The 23130-nt window shown below is 39.3% G+C and carries 19 protein-coding genes and 1 other annotated feature; of the genes, 7 read left to right on the forward strand and 12 right to left on the reverse strand.

Features of this window, described 5'->3' with window-relative positions; translation table 11 throughout:
- Positions 1 to 31: 31 nt before the first annotated feature.
- Positions 32 to 1210, reverse strand: a complete 1179-nt coding sequence (megL, locus tag P4V41_RS00665) for a methionine gamma-lyase (protein ID WP_328082939.1) — start codon at positions 1208 to 1210, stop codon at positions 32 to 34.
- A gap of 345 nt (positions 1211 to 1555) precedes the next feature.
- Here megL and rpsD point away from each other — a divergent pair, with 345 nt between their 5' ends.
- Entirely contained in the window at positions 1556 to 2158 is a 603-nt protein-coding gene (gene rpsD / locus P4V41_RS00670) for a 30S ribosomal protein S4 (protein WP_137788639.1), read from the forward strand.
- 138 nt (positions 2159 to 2296) lie between these two features.
- Here rpsD and P4V41_RS00675 read toward each other — a convergent pair whose 3' ends face one another.
- The 3 genes from P4V41_RS00675 to tyrS all read right to left on the reverse strand — a co-directional run bounded on the left by P4V41_RS00675 (position 2297) and on the right by tyrS (position 5597).
- Positions 2297 to 3226, reverse strand: coding sequence for a methyl-accepting chemotaxis protein (locus P4V41_RS00675; protein WP_328082940.1), 930 nt, complete (start codon positions 3224 to 3226; stop codon positions 2297 to 2299).
- 146 nt (positions 3227 to 3372) lie between these two features.
- On the reverse strand, positions 3373 to 4275 hold the full coding sequence (locus P4V41_RS00680; protein WP_328082941.1) for an aldo/keto reductase: 903 nt from the start codon (positions 4273 to 4275) through the stop codon (positions 3373 to 3375).
- Positions 4276 to 4337: 62 nt separating this feature from the next.
- The gene (gene tyrS / locus P4V41_RS00685) at positions 4338 to 5597 is read right to left on the reverse strand and encodes a tyrosine--tRNA ligase (RefSeq protein ID WP_328082942.1); all 1260 of its coding nucleotides are present in this window, start codon (positions 5595 to 5597) and stop codon (positions 4338 to 4340) included.
- A 67-nt stretch (positions 5598 to 5664) separates the two neighbouring features.
- Positions 5665 to 5886, reverse strand: a binding site (T-box leader).
- A 127-nt stretch (positions 5887 to 6013) separates the two neighbouring features.
- On the opposite strand from tyrS, the gene P4V41_RS00690 reads away from it, so the two are divergent.
- A complete protein-coding gene (locus P4V41_RS00690; RefSeq protein WP_419181279.1) occupies positions 6014 to 8866 on the forward strand; it encodes a transglycosylase domain-containing protein in 2853 nt (950 codons plus the stop codon).
- 26 nt (positions 8867 to 8892) lie between these two features.
- Here the strand turns inward: P4V41_RS00690 and acsA are convergent, their stop codons facing one another.
- Entirely contained in the window at positions 8893 to 10608 is a 1716-nt protein-coding gene (acsA, locus tag P4V41_RS00695; protein WP_328082944.1) for an acetate--CoA ligase, read from the reverse strand.
- Positions 10609 to 10768: 160 nt separating this feature from the next.
- On the opposite strand from acsA, the gene P4V41_RS00700 reads away from it, so the two are divergent.
- The 3 genes from P4V41_RS00700 to P4V41_RS00710 are packed head-to-tail and all read left to right on the forward strand — an operon-like array spanning position 10769 to position 13241.
- A complete protein-coding gene (locus P4V41_RS00700; protein WP_328082945.1) occupies positions 10769 to 11401 on the forward strand; it encodes a GNAT family N-acetyltransferase in 633 nt (210 codons plus the stop codon).
- Positions 11402 to 11446: 45 nt separating this feature from the next.
- Entirely contained in the window at positions 11447 to 12097 is a 651-nt protein-coding gene (locus P4V41_RS00705) for an acetoin utilization AcuB family protein (protein WP_328082946.1), read from the forward strand.
- Positions 12087 to 13241, forward strand: coding sequence for an acetoin utilization protein AcuC (locus P4V41_RS00710; protein ID WP_328082947.1), 1155 nt, complete (start codon positions 12087 to 12089; stop codon positions 13239 to 13241). Before P4V41_RS00705 ends, P4V41_RS00710 begins: the two co-directional genes overlap by 11 nt.
- Before the next feature lie 263 nt (positions 13242 to 13504).
- Here P4V41_RS00710 and P4V41_RS00715 read toward each other — a convergent pair whose 3' ends face one another.
- From P4V41_RS00715 to P4V41_RS00725, 3 genes are all read right to left on the reverse strand, one after another.
- Positions 13505 to 14206 carry a 5'-methylthioadenosine/adenosylhomocysteine nucleosidase gene (locus tag P4V41_RS00715; protein ID WP_328082948.1) on the reverse strand — a complete coding sequence of 234 codons (702 nt, stop codon included), beginning with the start codon at positions 14204 to 14206 and terminating at the stop codon, positions 13505 to 13507.
- A 21-nt stretch (positions 14207 to 14227) separates the two neighbouring features.
- On the reverse strand, positions 14228 to 15229 hold the full coding sequence (gene ccpA, locus P4V41_RS00720) for a catabolite control protein A (RefSeq protein ID WP_328082950.1): 1002 nt from the start codon (positions 15227 to 15229) through the stop codon (positions 14228 to 14230).
- 271 nt (positions 15230 to 15500) lie between these two features.
- On the reverse strand, positions 15501 to 16574 hold the full coding sequence (locus tag P4V41_RS00725; RefSeq protein WP_328082951.1) for a bifunctional 3-deoxy-7-phosphoheptulonate synthase/chorismate mutase: 1074 nt from the start codon (positions 16572 to 16574) through the stop codon (positions 15501 to 15503).
- Between the two features lie 119 nt (positions 16575 to 16693).
- Between P4V41_RS00725 and P4V41_RS00730 the strand changes: the two genes are divergently transcribed.
- The gene (locus P4V41_RS00730; RefSeq protein WP_328082952.1) at positions 16694 to 18847 is read left to right on the forward strand and encodes a cell division protein FtsA; all 2154 of its coding nucleotides are present in this window, start codon (positions 16694 to 16696) and stop codon (positions 18845 to 18847) included.
- A 29-nt stretch (positions 18848 to 18876) separates the two neighbouring features.
- On the opposite strand, the gene ytxJ is transcribed toward P4V41_RS00730, so the two are convergent.
- The 3 genes from ytxJ to P4V41_RS00745 all read right to left on the reverse strand — a co-directional run bounded on the left by ytxJ (position 18877) and on the right by P4V41_RS00745 (position 20170).
- On the reverse strand, positions 18877 to 19215 hold the full coding sequence (gene ytxJ / locus P4V41_RS00735) for a bacillithiol system redox-active protein YtxJ (RefSeq protein WP_328082953.1): 339 nt from the start codon (positions 19213 to 19215) through the stop codon (positions 18877 to 18879).
- Positions 19216 to 19297: 82 nt separating this feature from the next.
- Positions 19298 to 19714 carry a YtxH domain-containing protein gene (locus P4V41_RS00740; protein WP_328082954.1) on the reverse strand — a complete coding sequence of 139 codons (417 nt, stop codon included), beginning with the start codon at positions 19712 to 19714 and terminating at the stop codon, positions 19298 to 19300.
- Complete coding sequence (locus P4V41_RS00745; protein ID WP_197189589.1) at positions 19715 to 20170, reverse strand: DUF948 domain-containing protein; 456 nt, start codon at positions 20168 to 20170, stop codon at positions 19715 to 19717. It abuts the gene before it with no gap.
- Positions 20171 to 20346: 176 nt separating this feature from the next.
- Here P4V41_RS00745 and P4V41_RS00750 point away from each other — a divergent pair, with 176 nt between their 5' ends.
- Positions 20347 to 21459 (forward strand): aminopeptidase, encoded by a 1113-nt coding sequence (locus P4V41_RS00750; RefSeq protein WP_328082955.1) that lies wholly within the window; start codon positions 20347 to 20349, stop codon positions 21457 to 21459.
- 207 nt (positions 21460 to 21666) lie between these two features.
- Here the strand turns inward: P4V41_RS00750 and murC are convergent, their stop codons facing one another.
- On the reverse strand, positions 21667 to 22974 hold the full coding sequence (gene murC, locus P4V41_RS00755; RefSeq protein WP_328082956.1) for a UDP-N-acetylmuramate--L-alanine ligase: 1308 nt from the start codon (positions 22972 to 22974) through the stop codon (positions 21667 to 21669).
- Positions 22975 to 23130: the final 156 nt, after the last annotated feature.

Here is a 23130-nt window from a genome sequence, read left to right on the forward strand (position 1 = left end):
GCCCCGCGCCAATATGAGCGCAGGGCTTTTTTTATAAAGAATCTAAGCTTTGTTCGATATCATCCCAGATATCTTCCCATGCTTCTAAGCCAACCGATAAGCGTAGAAGCTGATCGCTGATCCCCATCTGAATACGATTCTCTCGAGGTACGACAGCGTGCGTCATCGTAGCAGGATGCTGGATAAGTGTTTCGGCATCACCAAGACTAACCGCGATCTTAATCAGTTTTAATGTATTCATAAACTTTTGAGCGACCGCTTTATCTCCTCTTATTTCAAAGCTGATCAGACCACCAGCGTTAGACATTTGTCTGTTCGCAAGCTCATATTGTGGGAAATCAGGATCACCTGGATACACAACTCGTTTTACTGCAGGGTGTTTCTTTAACAAGTCTGCAAGTTTTTTCGCATTCTCACAATGACGGTCCATTCGAACAGGGAGAGTTTTGATTCCTCTTAAAAGCAGCCAGGCATCAAATGGAGACATTACTCCACCTATATCCTTTTGGGTGGTCATTGCAAGATTATTCATCATGTCTTGCTTACCTACCGCTAGACCTCCGATGACATCCCCATGACCACACAAATATTTCGTCGCACTGTGCAAAACAATATCGCAACCTAATTCAAGTGGACGCTGAAGATATGGCGATGAAAATGTATTATCAACTACAACGGGAATGTTATATTCTTTTGCAATTCTTGCCACCATACTTAGATCAACAAGTTTCATCGTCGGATTTATCGGAGATTCAATATAGATGACAGTAGTATGATCGTTAATCGCTGAACGTATCGACTTCTCATCGTTCATAGGATGAAAATTGTGTGTAATATGATACTTTTCTTCCATAAGCTGTAGAAGGCCAAATGTACAACCATATACTCCTTCTGAACAAAGAATATGATCACCTGTTTTCGTTAAGCCGAGCAGAATAGCTGACACTGCTGCCATGCCAGATCCAAACGCTAGTCCTTTCTCCCCTCTTTCCATCGCTGCAATCCGCTCTTCCAACATCGCAACGGTAGGATTGCTGAGTCTTGAATAGATATAACCATCCTGCTCGCCAGCAAATCGTGCAGCACCCGTTTCTGCGCTATCAAAAACAAAAGTTGAGGTTTGAAATATAGGAGGAGCTAAACTCCCATTATGTTGTTCTGCGTTATACCCTTTATGAATCACATCTGTTTCAAAGCGTTTCGTATCCATTTTTACTTCTCCTTTAAAGGCAATATAAATGTAAGCGCTTTCTTAAACATATCATATATGAATTTTAATGTTTTTACAATTTGTCCCTGAAAATGTTTTATGTATTTGTAGATATAGTTGACACGGTATAACCAAAAAGCTTATACTATTCTTTGTGTAAAATAAGCGGCACTGTGTCCATCATCAGTTTTTATTTTGTACTTGGGTTTTTATTAATTCGGGAACATCACGTAGCTTCATAGGCTGCTGAAGTGAAGATGTTTTTTATACAAAATATGCTTATGAAAAGGTCATAGTCACTGTTGTTGTTTTAACACAAACAAACATGTGAAGGAGGAGTCTATAATGGCTCGATATACAGGTTCAACATGGAAAGTTTCTCGTCGTCTTGGAATTTCTCTAAGCGGAACTGGGAAAGAACTTTCTAAGCGTCCATACGCACCAGGACAACATGGTCCAACTCAACGTAAAAAAATCTCTGAATACGGTTTACAATTACAAGAGAAGCAAAAGCTTCGTTACATGTACGGTGTAAACGAGCGTCAATTCCGCCGCATTTTTGATGATGCTGGTAAAATGACTGGTATCCACGGTGAAAACTTCATGATTCTTTTAGAATCTCGTCTTGACAACGTAGTATACCGTCTTGGTCTTGCTCGTACGCGTCGTGCAGCTCGTCAATTAGTAAACCACGGTCACATCACAGTAAACGGCAAGCGTGTTGATATCGCTTCTTACCGTCTATCTGCTGGCGATGTAATCGGTGTTCGTGAAAAATCTCGCAACTCTTCTGCTATTAAAGAAGCGATCGAAGTAAACAACTTCGTACCTGATTTCTTAACATTTGATGAGAACAAATTGGAAGGTACTTTCACTCGCTTACCAGAGCGTTCTGAACTTCCAGCTGAGATCACAGAACAACTTATCGTTGAATTCTACTCTCGTTAATAAGAGTAAAGAAACCCCTATCCTTTTTAAAGGAATTAGGGGTTTTTCTTATTTTAGCGTTATTCTCACACAAGATAGCATTCAATTACCTATCTGCTTTGATAGTTGATAGGAGTGAAATCAGACTATCTTATCATTTTATAAAAGTTCCTTAAACTTACTTGCCTGTGACTCTAATTGTCGCGCAGCAGTTTCAATACCTAAAAACTCTTGCATCGCTTGTTCAATCAATTGCTTGTTATTCGTTATACCTTCTTGAGATCGGTGAGTCACATCATTGATCTTGTTGATCTCGCCTGTAATTCCTGAAATATGTGCATTTACTTCTTGAATGGAGTCTTGCACACGATTAGCAAGTTTTCTCACTTCGACCGCTACAACATTAAATCCTCTTCCGTGATCACCAGCCCGAGCAGCTTCTATCGCTGCGTTTAAAGCTAACAAATTTGTTTGTGCCGCAATTTCTCGAATCGTCTTAACAATATCTTCAATGGAAGTAGCTTGTTTTTTCAGAGAATCTAAAATCAATAAATTTTGTTTGGATTCAGATACTAATTTTTCAGTTGATATAGAGATCTCATTACTTTTATTTATTCCTTCTTCCGCGCGTGTAAGCAACTCTAGGGACATTTGTTGAAGATCAGATGCCACCGTGATCGTATTATTTTCTCTTTTCGTAATATCTGTTGCGATCTTAACTACAGCTGTCACTTTTTGATTCTCGTCCAAAACAGGGGTATATGTAGCTTCCAGCCAGATTAAACGATTTGATTTGGTTACACGTTGTATCTTTTCTTGAAATGTTTTACCTTCTCTAAGACTTCTCCAAAAACGATCATATTCACCGCTTCGCAAGAACTCTTCTGTACAAAATTCTTTATGTATCAATAACGGCATCTCATCAACATTGTATTCCATCGTAGTTGCAAAATTTTCATTTGCCCATAGTACTTTTCCATGTGGGTCAAATTCAATCATAGCTACAGATCGATCGATTGCTGCTAGTACAGCGCTTTCATTCAGAACTTGTGTACTCTTCGTAGAGCGGTTATTGCTTAATGTTAACATTGTTGCATCCCCATCTTTTAATATTTATTTCTAATATTATACTACTAAGGAACTAATTACTAATAAAATGTTCTATAAATATAATAAAAAAATCCACACAGCATCTGTGTGGATTTTGGATTAATATTGTATGTTTAAAGTATAAATCAATCTACTTCTTTACCCATACTTTCTTGTAAAATATAGAACCACTGCTCGCGTGTTAGCGGTAAGTTCACTGCATTTATCGCAGCTTCAATACGATTCATTTTTCCGCTACCAACAATCGGCATAATCTGTGATGGATGCTTCAACAGCCACGCATAAGCTACCTCATCTATGGAAGAGGCTTCTGTTTCACGAGCAACTTTTTCTAAAGCCTTTTTCACTCGTACTGATTTTTCATCGTTTCCTTTAAATAATCTTCCTCCAGCAAGAGGTGACCAAGCCATCGGTCTAACTTTCTCTTTTTGAAGGTGATTGATCGTACCATCAAAGAATGGCTGTTCATGAAGAACGGACAACTCGATCTGATTCGTTACAAGTGGTCCATCATACTCACTCTGCAGCATTTCCATTTGTTTAGGAGTAAAGTTAGAAACACCGAAATGTCTCACTTTCCCTTCTTTTCTTAAAATGTGAAACGCCTCTGCTGTTTCAGATGGGTCCATAAACGGATCTGGGCGATGAATCAACAATACATCTACATAGTCTGTATTCATTTTTTGCAATGAATTTTCTACAGAAGAGATGATATGTTCTTTACTCGTATCATAGGATTTTATCGTATGTTGAGGACGATTTTCAGATATGAGTTTAATGCCACACTTAGTTACGATCTGAATGTCTTTTCTTAAAGAAGGTTTAAGAGCTAGGGCTTGTCCAAAGAGTTCCTCACACATGTAGTTCCCATAAATATCAGCATGATCAAACGTTGTAATTCCTGCTTCTATACATCTTTCCATAAGTGTAACAAGCTCTTCAGGAGAGAGATCCCATTCTGCTAAACGCCAATGACCGTGAACGATCTGTGAAAATTGGAGGTCTTCTGCCAATTGAATTTTCTTCAAAACAAACACATCCCTTAATAAAGTTTAAAGAGGAACCCCTCACCAAAGGATTCCTACTCTTTTTAGTATCTGATCAACGTGTACTTTTTCTTACCGCGACGAATAATGACAAACTTGTTTTCTATGCGGTCATTCTCACCAATCATATAAGCTGTATCTTGAACCTTTTCGCCATTGATCGATACAGCACCATTCGTTACATCTTCTCTCGCTTGTCTTTTAGAAGGTGAAATCTTTGCATCAACAAGAAGATCTACAATGTTTACGTCTTCTGTATTTGAAGCCATGAAAGAAGGAACATCCTTAAATCCTTGTTCGATCTCAGCAGCTGTTAAGTCAGAAAGATTTCCACTGAAAAGTGCTTCCGTAATCTTTACTGCTTGTTTGTAAGCTACCTCACCATGAACTAATGTTGTAACTTCACGACCTAACGCTTTTTGCGCTTCACGCTTTTCTGGTGCTTCAGTTAATGATTTTTCAAGTACTTCAATTTCTTCTTTAGATAAGAATGTGAAGTATTTTAGCCAGTTTATCACATCCGCATCGGCTGCGTTTACCCAGAACTGATAGAACTCGTATGGAGTTGTTTTTTCTGCATCTAACCAGATCGTTCCAGATGCTGTTTTACCAAACTTCGTTCCATCCGCTTTTGTGATTAACGGAATCGTTAGTCCAAAAGCCTTTTCTTCTTCGCCAGAACGACGAATCAATTCCATACCAGCTGTAATATTCCCCCATTGGTCACTTCCACCTATTTGAAGTTTTACGTTTTCTTTTTGGAAAAGATTAAGAAAATCATACGACTGTAAAATCATGTACGAGAACTCGGTAAAAGAGATCCCCGCTTCTAAACGAGAGTCAACTGAATCTTTGGCAAGCATGTAGTTAACTGAGAAATTCTTTCCAACGTCACGAAGAAACTCAATCATCGTAAGTTGACTTAACCATTCATAGTTATTCACTGTTCTCGCTGGATTGGTTTCTCTTTCAAAATCAAGTAGCCTTGAAAGCTGATTTTTAATCTTGTCAGTCCATTGAACAACAATCTCGGCTTCATTTAATGTTCTTTCTGTCTGTCTACCACTTGGATCCCCAATTAAACCTGTTCCACCGCCAACTAGCGCAAACGGCTGGTGTCCAGCTTCTTGGAAACGTTTGAGTGTAAGAATCGGTAACAGGTTTCCAATATGAAGACTGTCTGCAGTCGGATCAAATCCGCAATAAAGCTTTACGATTCCTTTTTCAAGTTCTTTTTGCAATCCCTCTTGATCAGTTACTTGATTAAGAAGACCTCTAAATTCTAGATCTTGTAGAATATTCATGCCTATCTTTCCTTCCGTTGTTTAATGATGATGTTTAATGACAATAAAAAAAGTCCCTCTCCTGTTGGAAAGGGACGTGATGACAATCTCGCGGTACCACCCTAATTAAAAGCCAAAGAAAAGGCTTTTCACTTCATTTCGTAACGGTTTTATCCGTTCTCTGCTACTAAACATTCACAGAGACAGCTCCAGGAGGTAATTCACAGCATGCCTTTATACTGGTTCGCATCAACCACCAGCTTTCTGAAACAGGGAGACACCTGCTACTCATTCCTATCTTCGCTTTCAACATATAATAATCTTCATTTATTTTTACCACATAGTTGAATTTCATGTCAATCTTCATCTTCAAAAACGGTGTTCTATCATAAATCGACCTTATGTTATAATACACGAGGGGGAGGGATTACCAAATGATGTCTCGTTTTGATGAATTGAAGCAAAAATGGGAGAAATTTGTCCACTTTTTGAAAGAAAAAGGAATTATTCGAACAGCACGAATTACATATAATGTCACATGGAACATGTTCTTGATTGTAACTGTATTACTTATCCTCGGTGGTGTTTTCGCAGCAGGTGTAGGAGCTGGTTTCTTCGCTTCTCTTGTAAAAGACGAACCCGTGCGAGCTCACACTTCTATGAAAGAAGATATTTATAATTATGAAGAAACGAGTACCGTATACTTTGACAACGATCAATACATGGGTAAACTTCAATCAGATTTAGATAGACAAGAGGTTAGTTTAAAGGAAGTTTCTCCTTTTGTCATAAAAGCTGTCATATCTACAGAAGATCAATACTTTTATGAACATGAAGGTGTTGTTCCTAAAGCAATCTTCCGTGCCATGTATGAAGAGTTTTCTGGTGCACCTATTGTTACTGGCGGAAGTACCTTAACTCAACAACTAATTAAAAATCAAATTCTAACAAATGAAGTTTCTTTTGATCGAAAAGCAAAAGAAATCTTATTAGCCATGAGACTTGAGAAAGTACTTAAAAAAGATCAGATTTTAGAAGCTTACTTAAACATAGTACCGTACGGAAGAAATTCTTCAGGGCGAAATGTAGCAGGTATTCAAGCTGCTGCAGAGGGAATTTTCGGGGTACCAGCTTCTAAGCTAAATCTAGCTCAATCAGCTTATTTAGCTGGACTCCCAAAGAACCCATTCGTATATACCCCTTTTAGTAATGGGGGTGTTCCTAAAGAAGACATCTCTGCTGGAGTTAAACGAATGCAAACAGTCCTAAATAGAATGCTATCTGAAGGCTCTATTACGCAAGCAGAATATGATGAAGCGATAAAATACGACGTTAAAAAGAATCTTACGACTAAGCAGCAATCTTCTTATGAGAAATATCCTGCATTAACGGTTGAAGTTCAAAACCGTACAGTTGAAATTTTGGCAAAAATTCAAGCTGAAAAAGACGGTAAGAAATTTGATAAACTAGCACCTGAAGAACTAAAGGAATACAAAGACAATGCTAGAATTCAAGTTCGTCAAAAAGGGATTAAGATTCATACGACGATAAATCAAAAAATATACGACGAGATGCAAGCAGTAGTAGCAAATGATAATCTTTTTGGTCCAGCTAATGAATATGTTAGAGGTAAAAAATTAGATAAACCAGAACCCGAAGAAGTAGGAGCATCTTTAATAGACAACAAGACTGGTAAGATTATTAGTTTCGTTGCCGGCCGTGACTTTAATCGTGAGCAAACAAATCATGCTACGTATATGAAGCGACAGAACGGTTCCACAATGAAGCCATTGCTAGCCTATTCTCTAGCTCTTGAAACAGGTAAGGTGCAGCCAGGGTCAATCGTTCCTGATACACCTATCCAATCTGGATCTCACTCAATTGGTAACTGGGATGGTAAATACGATGGACTTGTTTCGGTTAGACACTCTTTAAAATGGTCAAGAAACACACCTGCAATTAGAAGTTATTTGAGAGTAAATACAGATGAAGCTCTTAACCGACTGGAAAAGATGGGTTTTTCCTCTCTAAGCCCAAATGATAGAGGAGTACCTGTACTTGCTATCGGAGGAATGACCAATGGTGTTACTGTTGAAGAGAACACAAATGCATTTGCGACGTTTGCAAACGGTGGTAATTTCGTAGATGCATACATGATTGAAAAAATAGAATCAAATAATGGTGAATTAATATATCAGCATAAAGCAAATCCCGTTCAAGTTTACTCACCTCAAACATCTTACTTATTGCTAGATATGATGCGTGACGTTGTAAATGGTGGTACAGGAAATAATATTAACCGTTATCTTTCCTTTAGCACCGATTGGGCAGGGAAATCAGGTACGACGAACGATGATATTGATTCTTGGTTTGTAGGAACAAATCCTAACGTTTCCCTTGGAGTATGGATAGGATATGATACGCCTGATTCACTAGCTAAAGGGAACGGCGGTACTGGGAAAAGAAATCAACGAATTTGGTCCCTACTTGCAAACGCAGCTTATAAGCATTCACCACAATTAATGGATCCTGACAAGCAATTCGCGATGCCTTCAGGAATCGTGCGTCGTGAGATTTGTGGAATATCGGGTAAACTGCCTTCTGATCTTTGTAGAAGTGCTGGACTCGTTACGACTGATCTCTTTAATGCGAAGTTCACACCTAATGAAGTAGACGACACACTCACTAAAGGTCGTTATGTGCTTGTAGGCGATGCGAAGTATAAAGCACTTCCTTCAACACCACAAGAGTTCACAAAAGATGGTGTTCTGATCAAGGAAGAGTTCCTTCGCGAGCTTGGTTTAGAAGCACTAAACAAATTAACAAATACAACGAATTTATTGAACAACATTGTTCCTGAAAAAGAGTTAAAAGAGAACGGCAAAGTTCCTTCCGCTGTTGCAGGTGCGAAAATGTCAGATGGCGTGCTATCTTGGGCATCACACGGAGAGAATGATGTAATCGGTTATCGCATCTATCACTCATCAGATGGTACATCATTTATGAAAATCGGCTCTGTAACCGCTGATAAAACTTCTGCCAAAGTACCTCCTGGCGTCGTTTATGTTACAGCAGTGGATATAGCAGGTAAAGAATCACCTGCACAAACAAAAGTTCAAGTTGGTGAAAAGAAACCACCAGCTGAACCACCAGCTCCACCAACAGATGGAGCTGGTGGTAAGCCTGATGAGCCACAAGATCCACCGCCACCAACTGAACCTGCAGATCCTGGCACAGGTGATCCGCCTCCAGCAACAACACAAAACCATAAGAAAAAACCCTCGAATTGAATTCGAGGGTTTTTTCATCGTTAGAATTAATCTTCCATCGTAGAGAGATCACCTGTTGGAAGATCAAGCTCCCAAGCTTTAAGAACGCGACGCATAATTTTACCGCTTCTTGTCTTCGGCAGCTTATCACGGAATTCGATCTCACGCGGCGCAGCATGTGCAGCAAGACCAGCTTTTACAAAACTACGTATTTCTTCAATCAGTTCATCACTTGCTTCATAACCAGAACGGAGAGCGATGAACGCTTTAATGATCTCTCCTCGAACAGGATCTGGCTTTCCGATAACACCAGCTTCTGCAACAGCTGGGTGTTCTACTAGCTTGCTTTCTACTTCAAACGGCCCTACTCGCTCCCCAGAAGTCATGATAACATCATCAATTCTACCTTGGAACCAGAAGTATCCATCTTCGTCCATATACGCGGAATCTCCGGAAACATACCAGCCAGCTGGCGTAAAATATGAGTCGTATTTTTCAGGATTGTTCCAGATTGCACGCATCATGGATGGCCATCCTTTTTTGATAGCAAGATTGCCCATTCGATATGGAGGTAATATGTTATCTTGGTCGTCAATGATCGCTGCTTCTACCCCTGGGAACGGTTTACCCATAGAACCAGGCTTAATTTCCATCGCTGGGTAGTTGCTGATCAGCTGACCACCTGTTTCTGTCATCCACCAGTTATCATGTATGCGTAAGTTAAACACCTTCATGCCCCATCTAACGACCTCAGGGTTAAGAGGTTCACCTACACTTAAAATATGTCGAAGTGAGGACATATCGAATTTCTTTACCACTTCATCACCAGCGCCCATCAACATACGAAAAGCAGTTGGAGCACTGTACCAGACCGTTACTCCATAATTCTCAATCGTTCCATACCAGTCTTCTGGTGAGAAACGTCCACCACGAATGACACTTGACGCGCCGTTCAACCATGGACCGAATATTCCATAAGAAGTTCCTGTCACCCAGCCAGGATCAGCCGTGCACCAGTACACATCGTCTTCTTTTAGATCAAGAACCCATTTTGCAGTTTGGAAATGTTGAAGCATCGCGTTATGAACATGAAGTACACCTTTTGGTTTGCCAGTCGATCCAGACGTATAATGAAGAATTAATCCATCTTCGCGATCCACCCATTCAATAACTAGATCCTTTGATGCTTTTTTCATTCGGTCAAAATAGTTTACATATGGCCCCTTTTCTTTAACATCTTCTCCTACCAAAATAACATGCTTCAATTTCGGTAGTTGATCAACCGGGACACGCTCTAAAAGCGCTGGCGTGGTAACAAGCACTTTTGCCTCACTATCTTCAAGTCTGTCTCTAACTGCCCCTTCCATGAATGCTTCAAACAATGGGCCAACGATCGCTCCAAGCTTGATCGCGCCAAGGAACGTAAAGTAAAGTTCAGGTGAACGCGGCATGAAGATAAAGACACGATCTCCTTTTTCAACACCTATTTGACGTAACATGTTACCCGCTTTGTTAGACATCTCTTTCATGTCTTTAAACGTGTACTTCTCATCTCTATTTTGATCCGAGAAGTACAGCGCTACTTTATTTTTACGATGGGATGCTGCATGACGGTCTATAGCCTCATATGCCATATTAACTCGTCCTGTTTTGTGCCAGGAGAATTCTTTTTCAATGTCTTTCCAATCAAATGCTCCGTATGTAGCCTCATAATCTTGTAGATTAAAATCACCTTTTATTATCGGAAGCGCTTCCAGTTTCATTGCCAAATCTCCCTTCCCTTTTGAATATCTCTCTAATTATATCATATTATCTAAATTTTTTAACTTATTAGAACTATCTATAAAAACCGCTATGTAAACCCTTACAACATGATTTTATAATGTATAATAGAAGTTGGAAACCAACCTAGGTGGTGTAAAAATGAAACATACAAAAACATACAACTGTGTAGCACTAAAGACGAGTCACGGAACCATTACGGTCGAAGGACCTGTATCAGCTGAAACGTTAGATGGTCTTTCCTTCCATGAAGATTTAAAAGCATTCAGGCCCGCCAAAGAGCAAAAAAAAGCAGTAACTGAAATCGCTAGACTACCTGAAGGAAGAATCATAATCGCAAGAAATAAGGATACTGTTGTCGGTTATGTTACATACGTCTATCCAGATCCGTTAGAGCGATGGTCTGAAGGAAAAATGGAAAATTTACTTGAATTAGGTGCGATCGAGGTCATACCTGATTATCGCAACTTTAAAGTCGGAAAAACGTTATTAAAAGTTTCCATGATGGATGATGCCATGGAAGATTATATTATTATCACGACAGAATATTATTGGCACTGGGACTTAAAAGGAACGAAACTATCCGTTTGGGATTATCGAAAAGTCATGGAAAAGATGATGAACGCAGGTGACCTGGAGTATATGGCAACAGATGACCCTGAAATCAGTTCACATCCGGCCAACTGCTTGATGGTCCGTATCGGAAAAAGGATCGACTTAGACACGATTCAACAGTTTGACCGACTACGTTTTAAAAATCGTTTTATGTACTAATCTAATCGATAGACGAGAGAGAAAATCAAATGGGAGTGTTACGATATGATCGTTCAAAATATGATGCAAAAAAATGTTGTAACGATTCATGAGAATGAAACGATCGGTACAGCTATTCAACTAATGATAGATAAAGACGTTCGAAACTTGCCTGTGATCGATAAAAATGGAGACTTACTAGGGCTGGTAACAGATCGTGAAGTAAAGGATGCGAGTCCATCTATCTTTCATCAGAATGAGCATCCAGAAGATTTTGAGAAGCCCGTTTCAAGCATAATGAAACAATCCATCTTTTCAGCTCATCCTTTCGACATCGCAGAGGAACTTTCCACGATTTTTTATGAACATAGTGTAAGCTGTATTCCAGTACTTGAAGAAACGAAGTTAGTCGGTCTAGTAACCGAACGAGAGATGCTGCATGCTTTTATCTTATTAACAGGTACTCATCAACCTGGGTCTCATTTAGAGGTGGCCGTTCCGAACGAAGCTGGTGAACTGGCTAAGGTTGCTAGTGTATTGAAAGATTTTCACTTGAACATCAGCTCTGTTCTTGTCTATCCTTCTCAAAATGAGCGAGAAAAGATTATCGTTTTTCGTGTTGGAACGATGAACCCGCTTCCGGTCATTGAACACTTGGTAGAAAACGGCTATGAAGTGAAGTGGCCACCTGTTCCGGGTGAACGCGATGAAAAATGATTCTGTTTTTGTTTATTCACCAGAACTTCTAGGATATAAGTTCAGTGAGACGCATCCTTTCAATCAGCTCAGAGTACAGCTAGCTTATGAATTGTTAAGAGATTCAGGGTGTTTGGATGAAGATCAGATTATTAAGCCAAGACAAGCTACAGATGAAGAGATCATGATGATTCATGATTCAGGGTATGTAGAAGCCGTAAAGCAGTCTGGAAAAGGACAGCTCAACCGAGAGATCGCTCTAAACTATGGACTTGGTACAGAAGATACACCTATTTTCCCAAACATGCATGAAGCAAGCAGCTGGATTGTAGGAGCCACTCTTACTGCAGTAGATCATGTGATGGAAGGGAAGTCCAAGCACGCTCTTAGTCTCAGCGGAGGGCTGCATCACGGTTTTCGAGGAAAAGCTTCTGGATTCTGTATCTACAATGACAGCTCAATCGCGATTGAATATATGAAACGAAAATATAATGCACGTGTTTTATATGTCGATACGGATGCCCATCATGGTGATGGTGTGCAGTGGGCTTTTTATGATGATCCAGATGTTTGTACACTTTCCATCCATGAAACAGGACGATATTTATTTCCTGGAACAGGCTCTATCCATGAAAAAGGTGCTGGAAAAGGCTATGGCTTTTCCTTCAATGTTCCTGTTGATGCCTTTACAGAAGATGAGTCCTTTATAGAATGTTATGAAAAGAGTTTGTGGGAAGTTGCCGATTTCTTTAAACCTGATGTCATCATTACACAAAATGGTGTTGACGCTCATTATTATGATCCTTTGACTCATTTGTCTGTAACGATGAAAACGTATACTGAAATTCCAAGGATTGCAAAGAAAGTCGCTGAAAAATATTGCGGCGGCCGCTGGATAGCAACAGGTGGTGGAGGTTATGATATTTGGCGAGTCGTTCCGAGGGCTTGGTCTTATCTTTGGTGTGTGATGAACGATCAGGCACCTTCAGGTCAAATCGCAGAAAACTGGCTAAAGCGTTGGACGAACGAGGCGAAGCATCCTCTTCCACATACATGGGAAGATGAATCTGGAATCTATAAGCCGATTCCAAGAAAAGACGAGATCACGTCAAAAAACAGAGCAACATTGGAGAAAAGCTTGTACTCCATTAAAAAGAGTTCATAAAGAAAGAGGACTAAAATTTTTTAGTCCTCTTTTCTATGCTTATTTGCCTAATTGCAGTTGTTTGAGACCTTCTAATCCATGTGCAAGTTCATAATTTCACGGTAATCATAAATATATCCACGGTAATCTGGTTTAATTTCACGGTAATTTAAAATAATTTCATGGATAAAAATTTCAAACCACTTTTCGACAAGAATCAACAATACCCACCACAACCAAAAAACTGACCCATCCATTTGACGGGTCAGTTTTCCAGAGTCATTCTATAATGATTCAATAATGCTTTCGACCATGTCTGAAGAACGGCGTGCCGCTAGTGCAGTGAATTCAGCAAAACTAGCTGGCGCTTCACCGTTTGCTTTATCAGAGATCGAGCGTATGATCACGAAGGGTACTTCATTTAAGAATGAAGCCTGAGCTACTGCTGATCCTTCCATTTCGATGCAAGTTCCTTGGAAAAGAGCAGAATATAATTCAACAAGTTCACGATCTGCTATAAACTGGTCACCACTTAGTACTTTTCCGATTTTCACTTTAGGCCCTTGTAATCTTTCTGCCGCAGCTTCTGCCAGTTTTACTAGCTGAGCATCTGCTCTAAACTCAGAATCAAACGGAAACATTGGAATTGTTCCTTTAGGAAAATCTGGACTTAACGCAGAGGCATCCATATCGTGCTGCATTGCACTTGAAGAGATAACGATATCTCCTACTTCCAGTTCAGGATCAAGTGCACCTGCTACTCCTGTAAAAAGAACATGAGTGACTTGAAAGCGATCGATAAGAATCTGTGTGGTAATCGCTGCATTTACTTTCCCTACGCCAGACTTACATAAAACGATCTCTTTATTATGATGTGTACCTTCATAAAATTTATTTTGAGCAAAAACACTTTCCCCATAAATATCCAGTGCTTCTTTCATATAAACGATTTCCTCGTCCATCGCACCGATGATGCCAATCCTCACTTCGCCCACCTCAACACTTCGTTATTGTTTTGTAGAATCTCTAAATTGAATACGATGAGGTAATACTACCGTATGTTCTTCAACCGTCTCTTTGTTCATCAGTTTTGTTAATAAGCGCATCGCAACAGCTCCGATATCATACATCGGCTGAACTACCGTAGATAATGTTGGACGAACCATTGTTGCCAGTCTTGTGTTATCGAATCCAATTACTTCAAGGTCGTCTGGTACGTTCAAACCTCGGTCTTGTGCACCATGGATCACACCTAATGCCATTTCATCCGTACCTACAAATACAGCTGAAGGCTTATTTCCACTGTCCAAGAAGCTTTCAACCGCTTCAATTCCAGAATCATATGTGTATTCACCAACGAATACTTGGCTTTCGTCAACCTTCTTACCATGCTCTTCTAAAGCTTTACGGTAACCATTAAACTTATAATAGCCATTGATTGGGTCTTCCAATGGTCCTGTTACCATCGCAACAGATGAATGACCTCTTTCAAGCAAGTGAGAAACGGCTTCATAAACAGCATTTTGATAGTCGATATTAACTGATGGTACTTCTTCGTTCATATCAACAGTCGCTGCCATAACGATCGGAACAGCCGCACGTTTGAATTCCTCTACATGCTCTTCTGTAATCTTTCCACCCATGAAAACAATTCCGTCCACTTGCTTACCTAGTAAAGTATTTAAAAGGTGGATCTCCTTTTCTTTGTTCTGATCAGAGTTACAAAGGATAATATTGTATTTATACATGGTTGCAATATCTTCAATCCCACGAGCTAATTCTGCAAAAAAGATGCTAGAGATATCTGGGATGATAACGCCGACCGTTGTTGTTTTCTTACTTGCTAGTCCTCTTGCTACAGCATTCGGACGGTAACCTAATCTTTCAATCGCTTCAAGTACTTTCTTTCTAGTAGATGGCTTGACGTTTGGGTTTCCGTTAACAACACGAGAAACCGTTGCCATTGAGACACCGGCCTCACGAGCTACATCATAAATTGTTGTATTCAAAAAAAATCCTCCTTATATACTGCATATCCGACAGCTATGTAATGCTATTATCATACGATAAAGTAGTAAAGTAGGCAACGAATAGAGACATGTTTCACTATTTATTCATACATTAAAAATAGAATAAATTAAAATGCACCTATTTTACTTATTTTTGGCGAAAAAAGGCAGAATCATACGCATTTTCACAGTTGTTATTCCTATACAAAAAACCGGCAGTTACATCCATAAGCTGCCGGTTCTGTATTGACCACATGTTAAACCATTTGATTTATTTTAAGAAAACGAGAGGAACAAGTTCTTCAACAAAGCTTTGAAATTCTTCGATGTTCATCTGCTGTGCAGCATCAGATAAAGCCACTGCTGGATCAGGATGTACTTCTGCCATCACTCCATCCGCTCCGATAGCAAAAGCTGCCTTTGCAGCAGGAAGGAGCAAGTCTTTCCTTCCTGTTGAGTGCGTTACATCAACAAATACTGGCAGATGTGTTTCTTGCTTCAAAATGGGCACTGCTGTAATATCCAACGTGTTTCGTGTTGCTCGTTCATACGTTCGAATACCTCTTTCACAAAGGATGATCTGACCGTTTCCTTGTGACATGATATATTCCGCAGAATTAATAAACTCATCAAGCGTTGCTGCGAGTCCTCTTTTTAATAGAACAGGCTTATTGAGCTTTCCTGCTGCTTTTAATAACTCATAGTTCTGCATGTTTCGAGCACCAATTTGAATGATGTCTAAATACTCACATGCCATTTCCAAATCTTGTGGATGCACAATTTCACTGATCACAGCACAATTGTATTCATCTGCTACTTTTTTTAGGATCTGAAGTCCTTCCACACCTAATCCTTGGAAATCGTAAGGTGACGTTCGAGGTTTAAACGCTCCGCCTCGTAATAGTCTTACTCCTCTTTTCGTAACAGCATCTGCTACAGAAGCCGTTTGCTCATAACTTTCTACAGCACATGGACCAGCAATTAGAATAGGATTTCCGTGTCCAATCTCCATTCCTTTAACAGAAATAACCGTATCTTCAGGTCTTTGCTTTCTAGAGACAAGAAGCTCCTTTTTGTGATCTACTTCCTGTAATTCTAGACCTGCTTTAAATATTTCTTTAAAAAGATGGTGAAGTGTACTTGTTTCAAAAGGACCTTCGTTTTCTGATGAAACGAGATCTAACATATGTCTTTCCCTGACAGGATCATACTTCTTCATACCTTGATCAGATTTAATCTTACCGATACGCTGAACAAGCTCACCACGTTTATTGATAATCGCTAATAACTCTTTATTCACATCATCAAGTTCTGCTCGTAACGTGTTTAATTCTAGATGATTCATATCTTAGCACCTCAGTATTTATATAATGTAAGAAATATGATACATTTCTAATAATTAGGACGTTTTCTATCACTTATAGGACTACCTATACATCTATCGTAACAAAAAGAGGTGCCTTCGTGGACAAAAATCTTTTATTCGCACTAGATATCGGGACACGTTCCGTGGTCGGTATGATTTTAAAACAGCATGAAAACGGAAAGTATGAGATTTTACATAAAAAAATGATCGAACATGAAGAACGGTCTATGCTTGATGGCCAGATCCACCACATACCAGCTGTTGCCAAAGTAATCAGGACCATAAAAGAACAGCTCGAACTTGAAGTGGGTTCACTTACAAAAGTTTGTGTGGCTGCAGCAGGACGAGCTCTTAAGACAGTAAGTGGCCGTGCTGAAAAAGACCTTTCACTTGGTGATATCTCTTCTCATGAAGAAGTGATCCAAATGGAACTTGCAGCCGTTCAGCAAGCTCAATTTCAGTTAGCCAGCCTTTTAGATGAAAAGACAAATCTACTCTACGATTGTGTTGGATATTCTGTCCTGCATTATTATCTCGACGAGCAGGAGATCGGGAGCTTTATCGGGCAGCAAGGAAACAGAGCTAGTGTAGAAGTTATTGCTACATTTTTACCAAGAGTGGTTGTAGATTCTTTGATGAAAGCTCTACGTGAAGCTGGACTCGAGATGGAAGCTCTAACGTTAGAACCGATCGCAGCCATCAATGTGCTGATTCCACCTTCTATGAGAAAGTTAAATGTAGCTCTTGTTGACATTGGAGCAGGTACTTCAGATATTGCGATAACCGCTCAAGGGACAGTCATTGCGTATGGAATGGTTCCCGTTGCAGGAGATGAAATTACAGAAGCAGTCAGTTCTGCGTTTTTGCTGGATTTTCCTGTAGCTGAGCAGATTAAACGTTCGTTAACGGAAGAGGCTGTTGTAACTTACACAGACATCTTAGGCTTTCCATCTGAGAAAAATACATCTGAAGTCATTTCGAATATCTCGTATTCGATAGATAATTTGGCAGAAGGGATCACAAATGAAGTCCTTCGATTGAACGCTAAAGCACCACAGGCGATCATGCTTGTAGGAGGAGGCAGTTTAACACCTCAATTACGTGAGAAAGTGGCTGAAAAGCTTAATCTGCCTATTGAGCGCGTAGCGATTCGTGGGCTTAACGCTATCCAATCCTTGATCCCTTCCTTAAAAGAAGAAGGTCCTGAACTCGTAACACCTGTAGGTATAGGAATAGCCGCCAAAGAAAATCCCGTTAAATATGTAACGGTTTCTGTGAATGGAAAAACTATACGCTTGTTTCAAGTAAAAAAACTTACAATCGGTGATGCTTTGATTGCCGGTGGAGCTGATCTTTCAAAACTTTACGGTAAACCAGGAATGGGATTGATGGTTCAGTTGAATGGTGAAGTAAAGATGTTTAAAGGAAGGATTGGTTCAACTCCATCAATTGAGATGAATGGCGTTCCTTGTACACTTTCAGATGAAGTCTCTGAGGATGCATCGATTCATTATGAACAAGGAAGTAATGGCGAGGATGCAGAGATCACGGTAAAAGAGGCGTTTGGCGACCACTCTGTAAAAACGTTATGGGTGAACGGCAAAGCTGAGACGTTTGAAACACATTATTATGTAAATGAACAACGTGTAAGCGCTAATACGTTATTATCTGATAGAGATGATTGTTATTATCGCTTCCCTTCGACCCTTTCAGATATATTTGATCTAAAAAAGTGGAGTAGTGAAACAAAGAATTCGGATTTTACTATTTTTGTAGATGGTAATCCTCTCTCACTTCCTACTACAATCACGAGTAAGGTGCAACTTAACAATCAAAGTGTTACCCTTCATACAACATGGAACGACGGAGATAAATTAGCTTATCAACGTTCTGAAGCAGAGCAAATAACTTTGAAACATGTAACGAATGCACTTGACCTAAACCTTTATCAGTCATGTACGGTTATTTTTAATGAAGAAAAACTTACTCTTGTACGACCACTTTATACATTTTACCGTGATGACGAAAAACTGTGTATCGATTCGGTTCTTCATGCTCAGGAAAGACTTGTTATGAAGAAGAGAGATCTACAACCGTTTATTTTTCAAGATGTTTTTACAGAAGTGGAATTTACACTACAACCAAAATCTGGTGAGAGCTTGATTTTGTTAAAGAACGGGGAAAAAGCCGGCTTTCAAACCGAAATCCAAACGGGTGATCATTTACTATTAAAATTCGAAATCCTTGTTTAAAAATCGAAGAAAAAGCGTAGCAATTTCTGCTACGCTTTTGTTTTTTCATTCGCTTGTGCAAGCTTTTTATTTGTGATGTTCCAATGGGAATCATGCCAAACCACCTTATCACCATCGAAAATCAATACTTGAGGAGATTCGTGCTTCACTCCTGTTTGCTCAGCAATCGCATTGCTGAGCGGTCGTGAATCTTGAACGTTCAAATAATACAACGTTTCGTTCTCGTTATCCGCTGCAAACTTTTGAAATTCTTTAAAAGCTTCATGACTTACAGGACATGTTGTACTGTTTTTCATTAAAATAATGCGATTTCTTTGTTCTTTGACTAGGTTCCAATCTTGTTCGTTTTGTAATTGAATGAGTGACATATCGATTTCTACCTCCATAATAAAAAGAAAAGAAAAAGAAACAAGTTCTTTTTCTTATCTTTTCATATTCACACCATACTTATCAATATTTTTGCTCTACTAATTCTTGCTCATTTGCATGATCATAATCTAACTTACCTTCATCTTGTAAATCGTCTGTAATCTCACCATACAGTTCAGACGCGTTTTGTTCTTCTTTCGCACGCCACTTATCAATATCCTTGCGTAAGTTTGAAGTAAGATCTTTAACCTTCGTAGCAACTTGGTTCGATTGCTCAGATACGGTCTTAACAATGTTTGAGGATTTTTCACGAGCCAAATGAGAGATCTCATTACTCTTATCCTTTAAATAGACAGCTTGTTCATTCAGATCGCTTCGCAATTCCTTCCCTGCTTTCGGCGCTAATAATAGCGCAGCAGCAGCCCCTAACATACCTCCAACAAGAGCACCGATAATAAAATCTTTGCTGTCGATGTTTTGATTGTTGTTGTTGCTCATTTACACTCCTCCTCTGGAATATTGATTTGTAGCTGTGTCAACATTGGATTTTTTGAGTTTGTATTTTTCCCATAAATTCAATGCTGCGTTTCCCCATTGAACCGCTTGCGATATTTGTTTAGACTGTCGCTCTGTTTCAACCGTAATCTGGTCTGTTACTTTGCGGACAGATTGGTTCACCTTTTGAACGGATTGACCGAAATCTTGAACTGCAGAGAACACGTTATTAAGAGAATCTGATTTCTTTTGAACATCCTCGGCTAACTGGTTTGTTTTATGTAACAAATCGGTTGTCTCGCGCGTTACGCCATCTAATTGCTTCTCTAGACTTTCTAGCGTTACCGCGACATGATTGAGGGTGATTTGTAGAGATTTTAAAGCCCCTGATAAAAAATAAACGAGTACGACAAATGCAACTGCGACTAATGCTACACTGATTGAAATAATGATATCCATTATTCGAGACACCTCCTGAAAGTATATTATTGCTTTTTCCCGAGTTTTTATCAAAGAAAACGTGTTTTTTATAGTATTCTTTACCACTTCATTAAAATCCTTTTCTAGAACATTACAAATTGTTTAAATTAAGTTAAAATAAAGAAGATATCAAATATATAGGGGGCTTCTTCAACATGAGAGATCCAAGAATCCAACAACTAGCAAAAAACTTGATTACATATTCGGTAAACCTGCAAAAAGGTGAAAAAGTATTGATTGAAAACTTCGGGCTGCAAAAAGAACTAGTGAACGCACTTGTTCAAGAAGCATATGCTGCTGGCGGTTTCCCATTCGTTTTACTAAAAGACCATTCAGTAATGCGCGCTCAATACACACAAGCAACAGAAGAGCAGATGGAGATAATCGCGAAGCACGAAGGTGAGCTTATGAGCCAGATGGATGCTTACATCGGCCTTCGATCTGGTGACAACATCAACGAAATGTCTGATGTTCCTTCCGAAAAAATGGCACTTTACGAAAAAACAATCTTTGCAATGCACCGTAATATTCGTATTAAAAAGACGAAATGGTGTGTACTACGCTATCCAAACGCTTCTATGGCACAATCTGCTAGCATGAGTACAGAAGCTTTTGAAGACTTCTATTTTGAAGTATGTAACCTTGATTATGGAAAAATGGATGATGCGATGACCGCACTAAAAGATTTGATGGATAAGACGGATAAAGTTCGTATCACAGGACCTGGAACAGATCTATCGTTCTCGATTAAAGATATTCCATCCATCAAATGTTCAGGACAAAACAACATTCCAGATGGTGAGGTGTTTACAGCTCCCGTTAAAAATTCCGTTAACGGAACGATTCTCTATAACACGCCATCTCCATATAACGGTTTTACATTTGAAAATGTGCAACTAACGTTTGAAAACGGGAAGATCGTAAAAGCCACAGCAAACGATTCTGAGCGTATTAACAAGATTTTTGATACGGATGAAGGTTCTCGTTATGTGGGTGAATTTGCAATCGGTGTAAATCCGTTCATCAAGCATCCGATGAAAGATATCCTTTTCGATGAGAAGATCGATGGAAGTTTCCACTTTACGCCTGGTCAAGCATATGAAGAAGCGTATAACGGTAATGAATCAAACATCCATTGGGATATGGTTATGATTCAACGTCCAGAATACGGTGGCGGGGAGATTTTCTTTGACGATGTGTTGATCCGTAAAGATGGCGTTTTCGTTCTACCTGAATTAGTGCAATTAAATCCTGAGAATTTAAAGTAATACTAGTAGAAAAACCTCATGTAAGTAGTTGATTTTCGTTCCAGGATGCTCGCTTTCCGGGGGGGCATGCGGTGAGCCACCAGGAGTCTCCCACCTTGCACTACAGTTAACTTGTCAATGAAGCATAAGCCTTCACAGGTATAAACTTTCACGAATTAATCAAAAGAAGATACAAAAAAGACTTGCCAGCCGGCAAGTCTTTTTTTCTTATGGTTTAGCAGTTAGTGTTTCCTCGTAAGCTCTTTGGAACTTCTGAATATCTCCAGCTCCCATGAACAATAAAACACCATCTTTGTATTTTTTTAATACATCAACTTTATCTTCTGTAATGAATTGAGCGTTAGGAATTTTTTCTATCAAATTCTCAATTGAAAGATTCCCAGCATTCTCTCTTGCAGAGCCGAATATATCACAGAGATATACATGATCTGCTTCACTTAAGGCTGCTGCAAATTCATCTAAGAACGTTTTTGTTCGTGTGAATGTATGCGGTTGGAAGATCGCTACCACTTCACGATTTTTATACTTATATTTTGTCGCTTCAATCGTTACTTTAATCTCCGTTGGATGATGAGCATAGTCGTCAATCAAGATTTGATCGCCAACTGATTTTTCAGAGAAACGTCTTTTAACCCCTGTGAAGCTCTTTAATTGCTCTTTGATAATATCCATAGGTAATGTTTCATAATGACAGATCGCAATGACTGCAAGTGCGTTCAATACGTTATGTGTGCCGTATCCTGGAATCTGGAACGTCCCATAAAACGTGTTGCGGACAAACACATCAAATGTTGTCCCTTCATCACCACGATTAACGTTCTTGGCTTGGAAATCATTATGATCACCAAAACCATAAAATACAACTGGCACTTGTGCATGAATCTCTTGAAGATTTGCATCATCACCGCATGCGATGATCGCTTTTTTTACCTGCATCGCCATGGCTTGAAATGCACTGATTACATCTTTAAGATCAGAAAAATAATCAGGATGATCAAAATCAATGTTTGTGATAATCGCGTAATCCGGATTGTAAGATAAGAAATGTCTGCGATACTCACATGCTTCAAACACAAAGTATTCGCTACCCTTGCTTCCTTTTCCTGTTCCATCACCGATTAGATAAGAAGTAGGCTTTGCTGCTCCTACAACATGTGCTAATAATCCCGTTGTTGACGTTTTTCCGTGCGATCCTGTTACTGCAATCGATGTAAAGTTAGATAGATACTCTCCAAGAAAATGGTGATATCTATGAATAGGTATATTTTTCTCATTTGCAGCTTGAATCTCTTCATGCTGTTCGCCAAAAGCATTACCTGCGATAATCGTTTGACCTTCTTCAACGTTGTTCTTGTCAAACGGTAACACTGGAATATTCTTCTCTTCAAGTGCTGTTTGAGTAAAGATATATTGCTCAATATCAGATCCTTGAACATCATGACCAGTGTCATGAAGGATTTGTGCCAGCGGGCTCATTCCTGTCCCTTTAATTCCAATAAAATGGTATTTTGTCATGTATAGCCCTCCACAAAAAGAACACCTTCTAAAAGGCCTATTTGTATTATTATATGCCTGCTGAATGAAACGGTTATTTATGCACAGTCAGGCTTGATTCGGAATACTTGAACCATTATAGCAAAGTTGTTGTCCCATCACCATGATAGACAAATG

Origin of the sequence: Fictibacillus nanhaiensis (assembly GCF_036213205.1) — a bacterium.
Lineage (GTDB): Bacteria > Bacillota > Bacilli > Bacillales > Fictibacillaceae > Fictibacillus > Fictibacillus nanhaiensis_E.